We start from the raw sequence: 15905 nt of genomic DNA on the forward strand, positions 1-15905 counted from the left end.
CCCCACAGACCGGGCCCGGGGGTCAACGGCGGCCGGAAGCCAGTAGGTACCTAAGACACCCTCGGCTAGAACCGTCCTTACCACTCACGAGTGCCTAGAAGAACGTCCCGCACCACGGCGTGCGCGCGGTGTGGAACAGCGCGTCGGCACGGGCCACCGCGGCCTCGTCCAGCACCTCGACCCGGCCGGACAAGGCCAGACCGCCGAACAGGCCGTGCCCGAGGTACAGAGACGACAGGGTGGCGACGTCCAGCCGCAGATCCGCCTCGGCGGTCGTGCGTTCCACACCGTCCGGGCCGACGACGTAGCGGCCGTCGTTGGCCGGAAGCTGCTTGTCGTGCACTTCCAGCACCACGGGCTCGGCCGTGCCATACGAACGCGCCCGCAGCGCCGCGAGAACGTCGACGAGGCGCAGCCACAGATCGTCGATGACCTCGGTGGTGTTCACCGCACGCGGATCGGTCAGCAGTTCGGCGAGCGGCTCGTCCAGCGGGCGGCCCCGGCCCGCCACGGCCGAGACCAGGTCGATGGAAAGCAGGAAGCGCCACAGACCCGCCCATGCCTGCGGCGTGGCGGCATGGAGTTCCCGGATGTCCAGGAGCGCGCCACGCTCCGGCGCCTGCCGGTCGCGAGTGTCGATGGTCTGGTAGACGACGAAACCGTCGTCGCCGTCCGGTCCACTGTGGATGGCCACGCGATATCCGTCGTCCCCGGTGACCACTCGGTCGAAGAAGCCCGGCCACCAGCCGGCGGGCCGGGAGACGAAACCCGGCCGCGTTCCCTCGAAGCGGTTGTACAAGGCGGGAACGCGCTCCACGGCTTCGGCCGGGGTGACGAACCTGACCTCGCCCTCCCGGCCCACGCCGTCGCGCAGCTGGGCACGTGGGCGTTCGACGGAAACACCTCGGCAGAAAGTGGCCGCGCCGTAACCGAAGCGGCCATAGATCACCGCTTCCGAAGCATGCAGCGCGGCGAGCGGGACACCACACGCCGCGAGATCTTCCAGCTGTGCGGCCATCATCGAGGTGAGGATCCCGCGGCGGGTCCAGTCGGCGCGGACGCCGACACCGTCGACGGCGGCCGTGACGAGCTTCTGTCCACCCGGGACGGTCAGCTCCACCTCGAACGAACTGGTGATGCCCACCGGGGTGCCGTGGTCGTCGAACGCGGCGAATTTCCCGGCCGCAGGCCAGGACGGAGCCATCTTCGCCCAGACCTCGTCCGACGGGGGCTTGCCGTGCAAGGACTGCGACAGGACGTCGAGACACGCCCTCTGTTCGCCTTCGGCCACGGCACGCACATGGAATTCGCTCATACCGCCGATCCTGCCGCCAGGGCCGGGCGAACCCAACCGGTTTTCAGGCCGGCGCGCCGACCTCATAGCGGCCGTCGTCCCCGGTGACCGTGATCGTGACGGTCTTGCCCTCTCCACCGACCTGGACGGTGCAGGCGAACGTGCTGCCGTCCTTGACCGTCTGGTTCGCCGGGCAGAGCACGTCGCCGACTTCCCGCACCTGATAGGTCTCGGTGAGGATCTTCCGCACGTCCGCCTGCATGGTCCGCGGGTCGAAAACTCTGCCCGGAGCGGCGGAGGACGAACCGCCCGACGTGGCGGACGTGTTCGACGAAGCGCTCGTCGTCGGCGGGACCGTGACGGTCTTCGTCGCCGGTGCGGGCGCCGGGGTGTCCGAACACGCCGCCAGCGTCGCGAAAGCGGCACAACACAGACCGACCGTCGAGACGGCTCGCCTGCTCAAGCTTCTCCACCCCCACCGGTGTGATCATCCAACGTCAGAAGAAGGTACCGCACCAAGGAGCGACCCGCGTGCCGAACAGCAGGTCCGCACGTTCCAGTGCGGCCGCGCCGGTGGCACGGACCCGGCCGGCGGCCGCGAGATCCGACGGTCGCCAGCCGCCGAGATACACCATCGACAGCGTGTCGGCGTGGAGTTCGAGATCCGCGGGGTCGGTGGTGCGGACGGCGCCGTCCTCGGACAGGCGGTAGCGGCCGGAGTTGTGGTCCAGGAAGGGATCCGTGACCTCGATGACGACCGGCTCGCCCCGGTACGTGCGCGCGTCGAGCATCCTCGCGACGTCGACCAGCCGGAGCCAGCCTTCGTCCTGGATCTTCCGCACGGTCACGTGCCTCGGGTCGGTGAACAGCAACTCGACCGGCTCGTCGAGCGGCCGCTTCTCGGCGGTGATGCGGTCGACCAGGTCCACGGACACCAGATAGCGCCACAATCCCGCGAACGCGTCGGGACTCGCGTAGTGGAACGACTGGATCTTCAGGGTCGCCGGAGAACCGAAGTGCTCCCTCTCGACGGTGTAGGTGACATAGCCGTCGACCCCGTCCTGGCCGCGATGCACCGCGGTCGTGACCGGTGTGGTCGCCCGGCGCAGTTCACGTTCGTAGCCCGGCCACAGATGCGGGCTCCGCGCGATCATCCCCGGCCGGGTGCGCGGGAGCGCGTCGAAGAGCGACGGCCACTGCTCGACGGTGCTTTCCAGTTCCAGCAAGGAGATTTCGCCGCCGGCAGGCGCCTCGGGCCGGAAGCGGGCACGGTGCCTGTCGACCTCGATCGATTTCGCCCGCACGGCGACGCCGTACCCGAACCTGCCGTAGATGGCGCCTTCGGACGCGTGCAGCATCGCCGCGGGAACGCCCCGGGCGGCGAAATCCTCGAACTGGGCGCGCATCAAGCCGGTCAGTACGCCGCGGCGGGTCCGGTCGGCACGGACGCCGACCAGGCTGACCGCGGCGAGCGGCGTGGTGCCGCCGCCGGGCAGCGTCACCTCCGAATCGAAGGACCGGAGCGTGCCGATCAGCTCATGGTCGAACGCGCCGAACCCGCGATCCGGCTGCATCGAAGGCGCGATGGCCGACCATTCCTCATCGGTCATCTCCTTGGCGTGCAAGGCGCGCCTGAACAGATCCGTCGCGGCCCGTTCCTCGTCGGACCGCAGCCGCCGCACTGAGAAGTCGCTCATGACCCGATCATGCAGGATCGGCCGCGTCCGGCGCCCGCCGTTTATTTGGTGGCGGGCGGCGAGACCTCGTAGTTGCCGGTGTCACCCTTCACGGTGATCGGCACCTCCTGCGGCTTGCCCTCGATCGTGGCGGTGCAGGTGAACTTCACGCCGTCCTTGACCTCCTGGCCGGAGGGGCAGGTGACCGCGCTGATCTCCTTGATCCCGTAGGTCTCGGTGAGCAGCTTCTGCACGTCGGTCTGCATCTGCGTGTTGTTGAACACCTGGGTGTTGAACCAGCCCGGCGTGACGAAGCCGAGGATGCCGACCGCGGCGATGATCACCACGAGCGCGCCGATCCCGATGAAGAGGCCCTTCTTGGACTTCGGCTTGTCCTGCCCCTCGCCCTGGGTGCCCGGGAACTGGCTCTGGCCGTAGTCGTACTGGCCGGGCTGCTGCTGCCCGTACTGCGGCTGCTGCTGCGGGCCGCTCTGGGGGTAGCCGGGCTGCTGCTGCGGGCCGCTCTGCGGATATCCCGGCTGCTGCTGCGCCCCGCTCTGCGGGTAACCCGGCTGCTGGCCGTACTGCGGTTGCTGGCCCCACTGCGGCTGCTGTTGCTGCGTCTGCGACGGGTCCGGCTGCTGCGGGTAGCCCGGCTGCTGCTGGGACGGGTCGTAGGGTGCGGGCTGCTGCCCCCACTGCGGCTGTTGCTGCTGGGTCTGCGACGGGTCGTACTGCGGCTGCTGGCCCCACTGCGGTTGCTGCTGCGGGCCGCTCGGCGGTTGAGCGCCGCCCGGCTGTTGCCCGTAGCCCGGCTGCTGCCCCCATTGGGGCTGCTGCTGCGGGTCGTTGCCGCCATACGGCGTGCTCATCGTTTCGCCTCCGCCTGTTCCGCCATCGTCACCGGCCGACCTGCATGGCCGTCGTGGGCGATCCAACCACAGGACGGCGCCCCTGCCCACTGTTCCCGGCCGGTGTCGGGGCAACTCGCCGCGACCGTGCTCACACCGGAGGCGTGGCCGCTCCGCCGGTCAGCCCAACGCCTCGTTGCCGGTGTCTGTCCTTCCCGAGTACATGAAGGCCCCCTTCCTTGCGCCTAGGTACAGGAAGAGGGCCTTCATGTACTCCGTCCAAGGTGTGAAGGTCGAGTTTCCTCGGCTGAGCCGAGGGAAGGAGGCCTTCACGCGCAACCCCTTGTGACTGCTGGTGCAGGTGTGACGCACGTGGCGATCGTCGAGTCCGTGAAGGCCTCTTTGGGGACTCTGGTTCCCTCAAGGAGGCCTTCACGGACTCCGGCCAGCGACCAACCGCAGCCGGGATCTGACGGGCCGAACGCGTCCTTCGCCGCACCAGACGCGACGAGGGGCGGCCGGCCCCAGGAAGTCACGAGACCGGTCACGCGCCGCCGGCCGCCACGACACCGCGCCGCAAGGCCTTCACCGCGTCCGAGGCCGCCGCTCCGACCGGATCCGCCTTCCCGAGGACGTCGCGGATCTGGTCCAGCAGGTCGATGACCTGCCGCGACCACCGCACGAAGTCACCGGCCGACAGCTCCTGCCCGTTCGCCTCGGCGGCGGTGAGGACCTTCTCCAGCGATTCACCGCGCGCCCATCGGTAGACGGGCCACGCGAAGCCGGCGTCGGGTTCGCGGGTGCGGTCCAGTTTGTGGCGCCGCTCGTCCTCGGTGAGTTCCATCCAGAGCCGCGTGGTCGCCTGCCAGGCGTCGAGCACCTTGCCCGCGGGCAGGCGGGGCTCCCCCGCGGTGTCCCGGCGCGCCTCGAAGACCAGCGTCGAGACGACGGCGGCGAGCTCGGCGGGCGCCAGTCCCTTCCAGACGCCGTGCCGGATGCACTCGGCGGCGAGCAGATCGGACTCGCTGTAGAGCCGGGTGAGCCGCTTGCCGTGTTCGGTGACGCGGTTCTCGCCGTCGCCCTTCGATTCGGGGCCGAGGTACCCGCGCTCGCCGAGCAGCCGCAGGATGCGGTCGAAGGCGCGGGCGAGCGAGTGCGTGGTCGCGGCGACCTTGCGTTCCAGTTGCTCGGTCTCGGCCGTGAGCCGCTGGTACCGCTCGACCCAGCGCAGGTTCGCTTCGCGTTCGGCGAGGCCGTGGCACGGATGTGCGCGCAGCGCCCGCCGCAGCGCGGCCAGCTCACCGTCCTCATTGGCCCCCGCACGGCGCTTTTGCCTGCCGGGCAGGGAGATTCCCGCGTTGCGCAGGCTTGAAGCGATGTCCCGCCGGGTCTTGGGCGAGCGCAGCTCGATGTGCTTCGGCAGCTTGATGTTCCCCAGCGCCTCGACCGGTGACGGGAAGTCGGAGACCGAAAGCGGCCCGGACCAACGGTCCTCGGTGACCACCACGGGCCGCGGTTCGCGGATCGGGTCGAGCCCGGGGTCGACGACGACCGCCAGCCCCGCACGCCGCCCCGCGGGCACGGCGATGACGTCTCCCTTGCGGAGCTTCTCCAGCGATTCGGCGGTCCCCGCGCGGCGGGCGGAGGTGTTCTGCCGCGAGAGCGCCTTCTCCCGGGCGGAGATCTTCGCCCGCAGATCGACGTACTCCAGCATCTGGTCGAAATCGCCGGTGATGGCCGAGGTGTAGCCCCGCAGGGCCTCCTTGTTGCGCTCGATCCGCCGCGCCGTCCCGACCACCGACCGGTCTGCCTGGAACTGCGCGAACGACTGCTCGAGCAGGTCACGCGCCTCTTCCGCGCCGACCTGGGCGACCAGGTTCACCGCCATGTTGTACCCGGGCCGGAAGGACGACCGCAGCGGATACGTCCTGGTCGAGGCCAGCCCGCCGACCTGCTTCGGGTCGATCCCCGGCTGCCAGGCGACGACCGCGTGGCCTTCGACGTCGATCCCGCGCCGTCCGGCCCGCCCGGTGAGCTGCGTGTACTCCCCTGGTGTCAGGTCGACGTGCGCCTCGCCGTTGTACTTCACCAGCCGCTCCAGCACGACGGTGCGCGCGGGCATGTTGATGCCGAGCGCGAGCGTCTCGGTGGCGAAGACGACCTTCACGAGGCCCTGGACGAACAGCTCCTCGACGGTCTCCTTGAACGCCGGGAGCAGCCCGGCGTGGTGCCCGGCGATCCCGCGTTCGAGCGCCTCACGCCACTCCCAGAAGCCGAGGACGCCGAGGTCGCCCTCGGGGAGGTCCTTGGTGCGCTCGGCGACGATGCGGCGGACCTTCTCGACCTCCTCGGGGCCGTTGAGCCGCAGGCCCGAGCGGACGCACTGGCCGACGGCGGCGTCGCACCCGGCGCGGGAGAAGATGAACACGATGGCGGGGAGCAGGCCCGCGTTGTCCAGCCGCTCGACCGTCTCGGTCCGGGACGGCGGCCGGTACCGCGGCATCCGCGACGGCGCCCCTCGCCGTCCTCTCGGCCCGCGCAGCCCGGCCGGGGCGAAACGTCCGCCGATCTCCTCGGTACGGCGAAGCAGGCTGGGGTTGATCCGCAGTTCGGCGCCCGGCGCGCTCTCCTCCTGGCCGGCGAACAGGTCCATCAGCCGGTTGCCGACCAGCATGTGCTGCCACAACGGCACGGGACGGTGCTCGTCGACGACGACGGTGGTGTCGCCGCGGACCTCGACGAGCCATTCGCCGAACTCCTCGGCGTTGCTCACCGTGGCCGACAGGCCGACGACCCGGACGTGTTCGGGTAGGTGGAGGATGACCTCTTCCCAGACGGCGCCGCGGAACCGGTCGGCGAGGTAGTGGACCTCGTCCATCACCACGTACGCGAGCTCGCCGATGGTCGAGGACCCCGCGTACAGCATGTTGCGGAGGACCTCGGTGGTCATGACCACGACCTGCGCGTTGCCGTTGATCGAGGTGTCACCGGTCAACAGGCCGACGGCGTCGGGCCCATAGCGGCCGACGAGGTCGGCGTACTTCTGGTTCGACAACGCCTTGATGGGCGTCGTGTAGAAGCATTTGCGGCCTTCGGCGAGGGCGAGGTGCACCGCGAACTCGCCGACCACGGTCTTCCCGGCGCCGGTGGGCGCGCAGACGAGCACGCCGTGACCGTCTTCGAGCGCCTCGCAGCCGCGGACCTGGAAGTCGTCGAATTCGAACGACGATTCCGCCGCGAAGCGGGTCAGCTGAGGGTATCGAGCGCGGCGCTGGGAGGCCGTGTAGGCCTCGGCCGGGGTCTGAGAAGGGCTATTGACCACTTCGTCAGGGTTCCATACCCCACCGACAGTTCGCACTCGGTGTGACGATCTCGGGAACGGCCGCCACCCCCGCGTCATCCAAGGGGTGGATCCGTGATCGAGAGGGGACCCCATGGAGATCGCTTGCCCGCGATGCGCGCAGGTCGACCAGGTGCAGAGTGTGCCGGCGGTGTTCCAGAGCGGGCAGACGACCTACCGGGTGAGAGGGGGCATGACGGCCATCCCGGCCGGCGACGGCGTGGTCTACACCGCGACGGCGCACACCGGTGTGTCGGTGACCGCGACCGCGGCGTCGCTCAACCCGTATCCGGTGCCCCGCGGCGGCGGCTGCTTCCTGGCGCTCGCGCTGGTGCTGCTGATCCCCGCGTTCGTGTTCCTCGCCTTCGCCAACGACGTGCTGGACGAGAACATCGCGCCGACCGCCGACGGCAGGGCCGCGCAGTACATCGGGGCGTCGATCTTCCCGGTCGGTGCCTTCGCGCTGGTCGCCTTGTTCGCCGTCCTGTTCGTGCTCCGGATGCGGCGCAACGCGCGGATCCGGCGAGGCATCCCCGACGCGCTGGACTACTGGCGGCGGGCGTGGTTCTGCCACCGCTGCGGCGGGGTGTTCTTCCCGGGCGGCGAACTCATGTCGGCCGCGACGTTCCGCGGGCAGGTGTGGCGGGCCGGCGACTACGCCGGGCTCACCCGACGACGGTGAGCGCGCCGGGAACGCAGGCGACGTCGAGCGGCAGCCTGCCCAGCGGCTCGCCGTCGGCGTAGACGGGCAGGTCGCTGCCCGCCAGGTGGATCTGGCTGGCTTTGAGGACCCGCACCGCCGGATGGGCGATGTGGTCTCCCGACCGGACCCCGGGCAGCATGCGAAGAAGGTCCCGCCGGGTCGCCTCGCCGACGACGGTGACATCGAACAGGCCGTCTCCGGGATCCGCGCCGGGGCAGATCGGCATGCCGCCGCCGTAGAACGGGGTGTTGCCGACGGCGATCATGGTGGCGTCGAGTTCGAGGGTCTCGACGTCCGTGCGGAGCACGACCGGCCGGGGCCGGAACGCGGCGAGTTCGGCCAGGATCGCGACGTCGTAGCGGCGCGGGCCACGAGGCCAGGTCAGCCGGTTGGCTCGTTCGGTGACCAGGGCGTCGAAACCCGAACACAGCACCGTGGCGAACCATTCACCACCGGCCCGGCCGAGGTCGATCCTCCGCCGTCTCCCCTCCGCGATCCGCCTGGCGAGGAGATCCGCGGCGGCGTGCGGCCGTTCGGGGATGCCGAGCGCCCTGGCGAAGTCGTTGCCGGTGCCCGCGGGGACGAGCCCGAGCGCGACACCGGATTCGGCGCAGAACTGGACCCCTTGGTGAGCCGCACCGTCACCACCGAGGACGACGAGGACGTCCAGCCCCGCCGCGCGCGAGTCGGTCATCAGCGCGCGGGATTCCTCGACCGTATGGGCGACGAGGACGTCGAGCCGGTCCACGACGGGCCGCAGCCGCGCCGCGACCGACTCCATCAGCCGTCCCGCGGCCCCGTCACCGGAGGCGGGGTGGACGGCCAGCGCCGCGTGCATCCCCGGCTCAGGTGACGTCGTCGGTGCTGGTGCGCTTGCCGTTCGTGGCGGCAGACGGCTCCTCGTCGATGGTGCTCGGCGTGTAGTCGAACGGCGCGGCCTCGTCGTCGGCGAGCTGGTCCCAGCCCTCGGTGCCGCGCTCCTTGTCGAGCTTGCGGTCGTGGAAGCGCGCGATCTGGATGGAGAGCTCCAGGAGCACCACCAGCGCGCCGGCCAGGGCGAGCATCGAGAACGGATCCGAACCAGGCGTCGCGAAGGCGGCGAAGACGAACACGACCATGATCAGGCCGCGGCGCCACTTCTTCAGCGTCTGGTACTTCAGGACGCCGACGCGGTTCAGCATCACCACGAACAGCGGGAGTTCGAAACTGACGCCGAAGATCAGCAGCAGCGACAGGATGAACGAGATGTACTTGTCACCGGTGAGGGCGGTGATGAACTGGTCTCCACCGAAGTTCATCAGCAGCTCGAGAGCGTGCGGGATGAGCAGGTACGCCAGGACGGCGCCGGCGGCGAAGAGGATCGACGCGAAGAAGACGAAGGTGAGCGCGTACTTGCGCTCCTTCGAGTAGAGACCGGGCGCGATGAACGCCCAGATCTGGTAGAGCCACAGCGGGGCGAACAGGACCGCGCCCGCGGCGAGACCGACCTTCAGCTGGATCATGAAGGCTTCGAACGGGACCGTCTGGAGCAGCTGACAGGGACCGTTGGGTTCCCCGCCGAGCCTGCGCTGGTACGGAATGCCGCAGTACGGGCCGGTCATGATCTGGCCGAGCGACGGGATCGGGCCCACCCTGGTCTGGAACCAGATGAAGCCGATGATCCCACCCGCCAGGATGGCGAGCAGCGCGAAGCCCAGACGGCGCCGGAACTCGTAGATGTGCTCGATGAGCGTCATCGTGCCGTCGGGGTTGGCCCGACGGCTGCGCTTGCGCCGCTTCGTGCCGCGGCGCTCCTCACCGGAGGCGGAATCCGCCACTGGACAGTCCGTTCTCGTCAGGGTCCACCATGAGCGCGCCGGTACGTCGGCGCGCTCATCCGCGAACAGGCTCCGCTTGGCTAACTAAAGATCGCTTAGCTGGCGTTCTTCTGCGCCTGCTCGGCCGGAGCGGGCGCGGCGGCCTGCTGCTTCTTGAGCTCGTCGAGCTGACGCTGGAGGTCGGCGACCTGCTTGTCCTGCGCGGTCGCGGCGGGCGCGGGCGTGGTGGCCTGCGGCAGCTGCTTGGTCTCGACCTCTTCGGTCTCGGCGGCCTTGTCCTTGTCCCCGGCCATGTCCTTGGTCTCGGCCTTGAAGATCTTCATGGACTTGCCGATGGACCGCGCGGCGTCCGGAAGCCTCTTGGCGCCGAACAGCAGGACAACGACGAGCACCAGGATGATGATGTGCCACGGCTGCAGCGCGTTCATCGTTTGCGGCCTCCTTCTCGAATCTCTCGTATGTGATGTTACCGGTCTTCGAGCCCACGTCGTCGCGCGATCGCCACGCGCAGCGCGGCCGACCGGGCGCGAAGGAGCCCTGTCCGTTTTCGGGTGTTCGTAGCCACCATGCTCATCGTATGGGTGAGCACGCGCAAGACTCTGCGTAATTTGATTAGCAGAACAAAGAGCAGGATCAGCCCGGCGACGGCGAGCGCGATGCTCGGCAGGTACGACACGGCGTCACCCTACTGCTCGTAGGTTGACGTTAGGTGACGAGCCCGGGCCAGTGCGTCGGCCGCCCGTCGACGAACTGCCTCTCCGAGCTCGACCGGGCTTTCGACCTGCGCGTCTCCGCCCAGCCCAAGGATCAGCCGGACCATCCACGATTCGTCGGCGTAGCGCATCCGGATGCGCAGCCGCCCGCCGTCGAGCTCGTCGAGCTCCTCGCAGGGGTAGTACTCGGCTACCCAGCGTGTGTCGGGATCGAGGACCAGGACGGCTTCCTGTTGATCGGGACGCGGGCGGAAAACACCATCGGAAATGTCAGTGGGCCGCGCGTGCGCCGGCGGGACGGCGGGTTCGTCGAGCACGGTGAGCTCGTCGATGCGGTCGAGGCGGAACAGCCGGACACCCTCGGCGCGGCGGCACCACGCTTCGAGGTAGCCGACCGCCTGGACGATGAGCAGCCGCATGGGATCGACGGTGCGTTCGGTGATCTCGTCCTTCGACGCGGTGTAGTACCGGATCCGCAAGGCACGCTTCGCGGTGAGCGCGGCCCGGACGGCTTCGCGCGTCCCGGCGGTCTTCTTGCCTTCGCGCACTCCCCCGCCGACGACGATCCCCGACGGCTGAGCCTGCCCTGCGGCGACTTCGATCTTCGCGATGGCGCGGCGGACCGCGTCGGCGTCGACCACCCCGGGCGTCTCGGCCAACGCGCGCAACGCGACGAGCATGGCCGTCGCCTCGCCGCCGGTGAGCCGCAGCGGGCGGTTCATCCCGGCGTCGTGCGTGACGACGATCGTGTCGCCCTCGAAGGACAGGTCGATCAGGTCACCCGGGCCGTAGCCGGGCAGCCCGCACATCCACAGCAGTTCGAGGTCCTTGCGCAGTTGCTTGGGCGTGACGTCGAAGTCGTGGGCGGCGTCGTCGATCTTGATGCCCGGCCGGGCGAGGAGGTACGGCACGAGCGCGAGCAGGCGCGGCATCCGTCCGGTGGCGCTCATCGGGCACCGCCGGCGTGCGCGATGGCTTCGAGACGGCTGAAGACCGACTTCGCGAGCACATCGGGTTCGAGGACGAGGACGTCCGGGCCGTGCGCGGTGAGCCAGTCCGCGGCGGATTCGGGGTAGTACAGCTCGATCTCCACCAGGTCGCCTTCTTCTCCCCCGGCGTCACTGCGGCCGACCACCCGGCCCCGGCGACGGACCCCAGCGGCCCGGCCGTCCGCGACCCAGACGCTGGCGATGATCGGCGCGGACGGGTCCTCGCCACTGCTGGCGGAGACCATCCGCAGCAGGTTGACCCCTTCCGGGCGTTCGACGACACCGGTCGGCCCGAAGGTGTCGACCTTCCCGGTCACGCGTGAAAGGCGGAAACACCGGGGAGCGCCACGGTCCCTGTCGTGTCCGACGACGTACCAGCGGCCCTTCCACGACACCACGCCCCACGGTTCGAGGGTGCGGATCTTGCGTTCGGCCGAACCGCTGCGGCGGTACTCGAAACGCACGGCCTGCCCGGCTTGGACGGCGGCGAGGAGCGGGCCGAACGCCGGTTCGGCGCGGACGCGGGGTTCGACGACGGTCGGGGCGTGGTCGTCGACCTCGACGCCGGCGGCGCGGAGTTTCACCAGCGCGCCCTGCGCCTCTCCGGTCAGTTCCGGGGAATCCCAGAGCCGGACGGCGAGGCCGACCGCGGTGGCCTCGTCGGGCGCGAGGTCGATCTCGCCGAGTTCGTAGTCGCGGCGCGCGATGCGGTAGCCGTCGATCGCGTCGAACGCGGAGTTGCGGCCCGTCTCCAGCGGGATGCCGAGTTCGCGCAGTTCGGTCTTGTCGCGCTCGAACATGCGGAAATACGCCTCGTCGCTGGCCGCGTCGGCGTACCCGGGCACGATGCCCCGGATCCGCTCGGCGGTGAGGTACTGCCGGGTGGACAGGAGGGCCAGAACCAGGTTGACCAGACGTTCGGCGCGTGCGGTGGACACCCGGTTACCCTAGCCCGCTCCGTCCGACCCGATGGTGAGAGCCGCCGATCGCGCGTCGTAACGATCCCTGGCGGTCTCGACCTCGTCGAACCGGGTCTCGGCCCAGTCCTTGATCCCGGCCAGCAACCGGCGGAGGCTCCGGCCGAGTTCGGTCAGCTCGTAGTCCACGCGGACCGGCACGCAGGCGGTGACCGTGCGGGTCACCAGGCCGTCCCGCTCCAGGGTCCGCAGGGTCTGCGTGAGCATCTTCTGGCTGACCCCGGCTATCCGGCGCGCGAGGTCGCTGTAGCGCTGGGGTCCGTCGCCGAGGGCGACGAGGACGAGGCTGACCCATTTGCCCGAGACCTCGTCGAGCAGTTTCCGGGCGGGACAGGCCGCGAGATAGGCGTCGTAGGCCCGTTTCTCTTCGTCCCGGCGTTCCTGTGCCGTGCGCGTGACCACGGTGCGCGTACCTCCGCGTGGGTTGGGCACCTCGAGGTGCGTACTTCCCGAAGGAGAGTAACTCCCCATACGTTCGCGGGGAACGATCCCCTTGAAGGAGAAACGATGCGCGCAGTGGTGGTCCGCCGGTTCGGCGGCCCGGAAGTCCTGGAATTCGCCGACGTCCCGGTACCCGCACCTGGGCCGGGTCAGGTACGGGTGAAGGTGGCCGCGACGGGGGTCAACCCGGTCGACGCCGCGACCCGTTCGGGTTTTCTGACCGAGGCGGGGATCGTCCCGCCGCGTGAGGTGCTCGGCATCGGCTGGGATGTCGCCGGGACGGTCGACGCCGTGGGTGACGGCGTAACCGGGTTCGCCGCGGGCGACAGTGTGCTCGCACTCCAGGATCGGCCGTCGGCGGCGCTCGGCACCTATGCCGACTTCGTCGTCCTCGACGCGGAGGCGATCGCCGCCGCACCGCGGACGGTGTCGCTCGTGGAGGCCGCGACCTTGCCGCTGAACGGTCTCACCGCGGTCCAGGCCCTCGATCTGCTCGACCTGCCAGCGGGTGCGACGGTTCTGGTGACCGGCGCGGCGGGCGCTGTCGGCGGCTACGCGGTGACCTTGGCGAAGGCCCGCGGTTTTCGCGTGGTGGCCGTCGCCGGCGCGACCGACGAGGCGCTGGTACGCGGGTTCGGCGCGGAGGTTTTCGTGCCGCGCGGCGATTTTCTCGCCGATCGCGTGCGGGCGGTGATCCCCGGCGGCGTCGACGCGGCACTCGACACGGCGCTACTCGGGCTCGAGGCGTTGGACGCGGTGGCGAACCGTGGCCGGTTCGTCGTGTTCGCGGCCGGAGCCGCCCCGATTCCGTTGCGGGGTATCAAGGTCGAGCACGTCTGGATAGCCGCCGACGGCGCGGCGCTCGCCGGGCTGGTGAGCATGGTCGACGACGGCGCGCTCACCCTCCGGGTCTCGGACACCTTGCCGCTGACAGAGGCGGTGAAAGCACACGAACGCCTGACGGAGGGCGGACTCCGCGGGCGCCTGGTCCTGACCAACGAATAAGTTGACGCTTAATTAAGCCTACAGTTATCTTCGCATCATGGACAACGAGGAGACCCGGCTCGAACTCCGGCGCGAGTACCCGGACCCGATCGAGGACGTCTGGTCGGCACTCACGGAATCCGAGCGCACGGCCCGCTGGATCGGCACCTGGACCGGCGAAGCCGGAGTCGGCAACACGATCATGCTGTCGATGACCGCCGAGGAAGGCTCAGAGCCGGGTCCCGCGGTCATCCACGAATGCGATCCGCCGAAACGGCTGGTCATGGACCTGCACAACACCGGTGAGCCGACGTGGCGAGTGGAACTGACCCTCACCCCTCGCGGCGAGGGAACGGTGCTCGACTTCGTGCACCGGATGCCCAAACCCGATTGGGACACCTCGGACATCGCCAAGGGCTGGCATTTCTACCTCGACCGGCTCGGCGCTTCCCTCGCCGGCGAACCGGTGCCCGAATGGGACGGCTACACGCCGCCTAGTTTGGAGTCATGAACGATCGAGTACTGCTGATCACCGGCGCTTCGCGTGGCCTCGGCGCGGCCACCGCGCGCCGAACCGCCGCGGCCGGATTCCGGCTGGCGTTGCTCTCCCGCGACCGCCAGGCGCTGCTCCCGCTCGTCGCCGAACTGGGCGAGGACCGGGCCCTCGCGGTCGCGGCGGACGTCACCGACTGGGAATCGCTGTCCACGGCCGTCGAGACGGTGAAGAACACCTTCGGCCGGCTGGACGCGGTGTTCGCCAACGCGGGGCAGAGCGTCGTCGTCTCGTTCTTCGGCGACGGCGGCGTGGACCCCGGACAGTGGCGGGACATGGTGCTGACGAACGTCTACGGCACCGCCCTCACCGCGCGGGCGACCCTTCCGTCGCTCGCGGAATCGAAGGGGCACCTGGTGCTCACCGGCTCGGTCGCCGGGCGCTACCACCGGCCGGGGAACCTCTATTCGGCGACGAAATGGGCGGTGACCGGGCTCGCCGGGTCCATCCGCGAGGAAGCCGTCGGCACCGGTGTGCGGGTCACCGTCGTCCAGCCGGGCCTGGTCGACACCTCGATGATCCCCGAGGACTCGAAAACCAAGCCGAAACTGGACCCCGACGACGTCGCGAGGGCGGTGCTCTTCGCGTTGGAGCAGCCGCCCTCGGTCGACGTCAACGAGATCGTGGTCCGCCCGACCGGCCAGGTCCGCTAGCTCGGCAACAGCGCCTCGGCCAGCCGCCGCCAGTGCGGCATGGCCGACTCACCGGGTTCGACACCGATGACCTGGACGCCGACGTGGTCGGCGCCCGCGTCGAGGTGGCCGTGCAGTTTCGCGGTCACGGTGTCGAGGTCGCCCCAGAACACGAGATCGTCGACGAGCCGGTCGCTGCCCCGGCCGCCGTCGAGGTCGGCTTCGGTGTAGCCGAGGCGGAGGTACTTGGCGACGTTGTACTCCGACGTCAGGTAGCCGTGCAGATGCTCGCGGGCGATCTCACGCGCCTTGCCCGGGTCGGTTTCGAACAGCACGGCGTGCTCCACGCCGAGAAAAGCCTTCTCCCCCAGCACTTCCCTCGCCTGGGCGGTGTGCGCCACCGATACGTGATAGGTGTGCGCGCCCTCGGACCGGTCGCGGGCGAGTCCGAGCATCTTCGGCCCGTACGCCGCCAGCAGGCGCCGGATGGGCTCGGCGGGCCGCGGATTCCCGCTGGCGACCGCGTCGAGTTCGTCGAGGTAGTCGTTCATCGCCTCCAACGGCTTGACGCCGGGCTGCGCGCCGCCGAAACCGAGCCCGAGGACATGCCTGCCCGGGTACGCGTCGGCGAGCAGGAGCGCGGCGCCGTGGACCGACCACGCGCCACGGGAGCCGATCCGCGCGATCCCGTTGACCACGGCCATGCGTTCGGTGGACGCGAGCAGGAATCCGGCGTGGGTCAGCGCCTCGCGGCCGTCCCGTTCCGGGATCCAGATCGCGGGCCAGCCGAGTTCGTCCAGTTCCCGCACCGAATCCCGGAGCATGCTCGCGGGCTGATCCTCGAAGTCGAACGTCCAGATCCCGAAACGCCCCAGTTCCATCTGTCTCTCCTCAGGTCGAGTCCAACGTATCGAAGTATCGCAGATTTTCGATAC

The 15905-nt window shown here is 69.8% G+C and carries 17 protein-coding genes; 4 read left to right on the forward strand and 13 right to left on the reverse strand.

The annotated features are described in order from the left end of the window. Nucleotides 1–94: 94 nt before the first annotated feature. From ACXIZN_RS13115 to ACXIZN_RS13135, 5 genes are all read right to left on the reverse strand, one after another. A complete protein-coding gene (locus ACXIZN_RS13115) occupies nucleotides 95–1315 on the reverse strand; it encodes a GNAT family N-acetyltransferase (protein ID WP_457954633.1) in 1221 nt (406 codons plus the stop codon). 43 nt (nucleotides 1316–1358) lie between these two features. Next, nucleotides 1359–1757 (reverse strand): DUF4333 domain-containing protein, encoded by a 399-nt coding sequence (locus ACXIZN_RS13120; RefSeq protein WP_457954634.1) that lies wholly within the window; start codon nucleotides 1755–1757, stop codon nucleotides 1359–1361. 34 nt (nucleotides 1758–1791) lie between these two features. Beyond that, nucleotides 1792–2991, reverse strand: coding sequence for a GNAT family N-acetyltransferase (locus ACXIZN_RS13125; RefSeq protein WP_457954636.1), 1200 nt, complete (start codon nucleotides 2989–2991; stop codon nucleotides 1792–1794). A 41-nt stretch (nucleotides 2992–3032) separates the two neighbouring features. Next, the gene (locus ACXIZN_RS13130) at nucleotides 3033–3842 is read right to left on the reverse strand and encodes a DUF4333 domain-containing protein (protein WP_457954637.1); all 810 of its coding nucleotides are present in this window, start codon (nucleotides 3840–3842) and stop codon (nucleotides 3033–3035) included. 523 nt (nucleotides 3843–4365) lie between these two features. Next, nucleotides 4366–7143, reverse strand: coding sequence for a DEAD/DEAH box helicase (locus tag ACXIZN_RS13135; RefSeq protein ID WP_457954639.1), 2778 nt, complete (start codon nucleotides 7141–7143; stop codon nucleotides 4366–4368). Between the two features lie 112 nt (nucleotides 7144–7255). On the opposite strand from ACXIZN_RS13135, the gene ACXIZN_RS13140 reads away from it, so the two are divergent. Beyond that, nucleotides 7256–7843 (forward strand): hypothetical protein, encoded by a 588-nt coding sequence (locus ACXIZN_RS13140; RefSeq protein ID WP_457954641.1) that lies wholly within the window; start codon nucleotides 7256–7258, stop codon nucleotides 7841–7843. Here ACXIZN_RS13140 and ACXIZN_RS13145 read toward each other — a convergent pair. The 7 genes from ACXIZN_RS13145 to ACXIZN_RS13175 form a co-directional block, all read right to left on the reverse strand. Further along, nucleotides 7827–8702 carry a diacylglycerol/lipid kinase family protein gene (locus tag ACXIZN_RS13145; RefSeq protein ID WP_457954643.1) on the reverse strand — a complete coding sequence of 292 codons (876 nt, stop codon included), beginning with the start codon at nucleotides 8700–8702 and terminating at the stop codon, nucleotides 7827–7829. The two genes, ACXIZN_RS13140 and ACXIZN_RS13145, sit on opposite strands and share 17 nt — an antisense overlap. A 7-nt stretch (nucleotides 8703–8709) precedes the next feature. Next, nucleotides 8710–9681 (reverse strand): twin-arginine translocase subunit TatC, encoded by a 972-nt coding sequence (gene tatC / locus ACXIZN_RS13150; protein ID WP_457954645.1) that lies wholly within the window; start codon nucleotides 9679–9681, stop codon nucleotides 8710–8712. A gap of 95 nt (nucleotides 9682–9776) precedes the next feature. Further along, the gene (tatA, locus tag ACXIZN_RS13155; protein WP_044853269.1) at nucleotides 9777–10109 is read right to left on the reverse strand and encodes a Sec-independent protein translocase subunit TatA; all 333 of its coding nucleotides are present in this window, start codon (nucleotides 10107–10109) and stop codon (nucleotides 9777–9779) included. 38 nt (nucleotides 10110–10147) lie between these two features. Further along, a complete protein-coding gene (locus ACXIZN_RS13160; protein ID WP_192744404.1) occupies nucleotides 10148–10357 on the reverse strand; it encodes a bacteriophage holin in 210 nt (69 codons plus the stop codon). 9 nt (nucleotides 10358–10366) lie between these two features. Beyond that, a complete protein-coding gene (locus ACXIZN_RS13165; protein WP_457954646.1) occupies nucleotides 10367–11344 on the reverse strand; it encodes a helix-turn-helix transcriptional regulator in 978 nt (325 codons plus the stop codon). Next, nucleotides 11341–12321 (reverse strand): helix-turn-helix transcriptional regulator, encoded by a 981-nt coding sequence (locus ACXIZN_RS13170; RefSeq protein WP_457954647.1) that lies wholly within the window; start codon nucleotides 12319–12321, stop codon nucleotides 11341–11343. Before ACXIZN_RS13170 ends, ACXIZN_RS13165 begins: the two co-directional genes overlap by 4 nt. 9 nt (nucleotides 12322–12330) lie before the next feature. Next, nucleotides 12331–12762 (reverse strand): winged helix-turn-helix transcriptional regulator, encoded by a 432-nt coding sequence (locus tag ACXIZN_RS13175; protein ID WP_457954648.1) that lies wholly within the window; start codon nucleotides 12760–12762, stop codon nucleotides 12331–12333. A 105-nt stretch (nucleotides 12763–12867) separates the two neighbouring features. Between ACXIZN_RS13175 and ACXIZN_RS13180 the strand changes: the two genes are divergently transcribed. From ACXIZN_RS13180 to ACXIZN_RS13190, 3 genes are read left to right on the forward strand one after another with little or no spacing between them, the layout of a single operon-like run. Next, the gene (locus ACXIZN_RS13180) at nucleotides 12868–13806 is read left to right on the forward strand and encodes an NADP-dependent oxidoreductase (RefSeq protein ID WP_457954650.1); all 939 of its coding nucleotides are present in this window, start codon (nucleotides 12868–12870) and stop codon (nucleotides 13804–13806) included. Nucleotides 13807–13843: 37 nt separating this feature from the next. Beyond that, a complete protein-coding gene (locus tag ACXIZN_RS13185) occupies nucleotides 13844–14296 on the forward strand; it encodes an SRPBCC family protein (RefSeq protein WP_457954652.1) in 453 nt (150 codons plus the stop codon). Next, nucleotides 14293–14991: an SDR family oxidoreductase gene (locus ACXIZN_RS13190; RefSeq protein WP_457954654.1), complete on the forward strand. Its 699-nt coding sequence runs from the start codon at nucleotides 14293–14295 to the stop codon at nucleotides 14989–14991. Before ACXIZN_RS13185 ends, ACXIZN_RS13190 begins: the two co-directional genes overlap by 4 nt. Here ACXIZN_RS13190 and ACXIZN_RS13195 read toward each other — a convergent pair. Continuing rightward, complete coding sequence (locus ACXIZN_RS13195) at nucleotides 14988–15851, reverse strand: TIGR03620 family F420-dependent LLM class oxidoreductase (RefSeq protein WP_457954655.1); 864 nt, start codon at nucleotides 15849–15851, stop codon at nucleotides 14988–14990. The two genes, ACXIZN_RS13190 and ACXIZN_RS13195, sit on opposite strands and share 4 nt — an antisense overlap. Nucleotides 15852–15905 lie beyond the last annotated feature (54 nt).

The organism is Amycolatopsis sp. TRM77291, assembly GCF_054166285.1.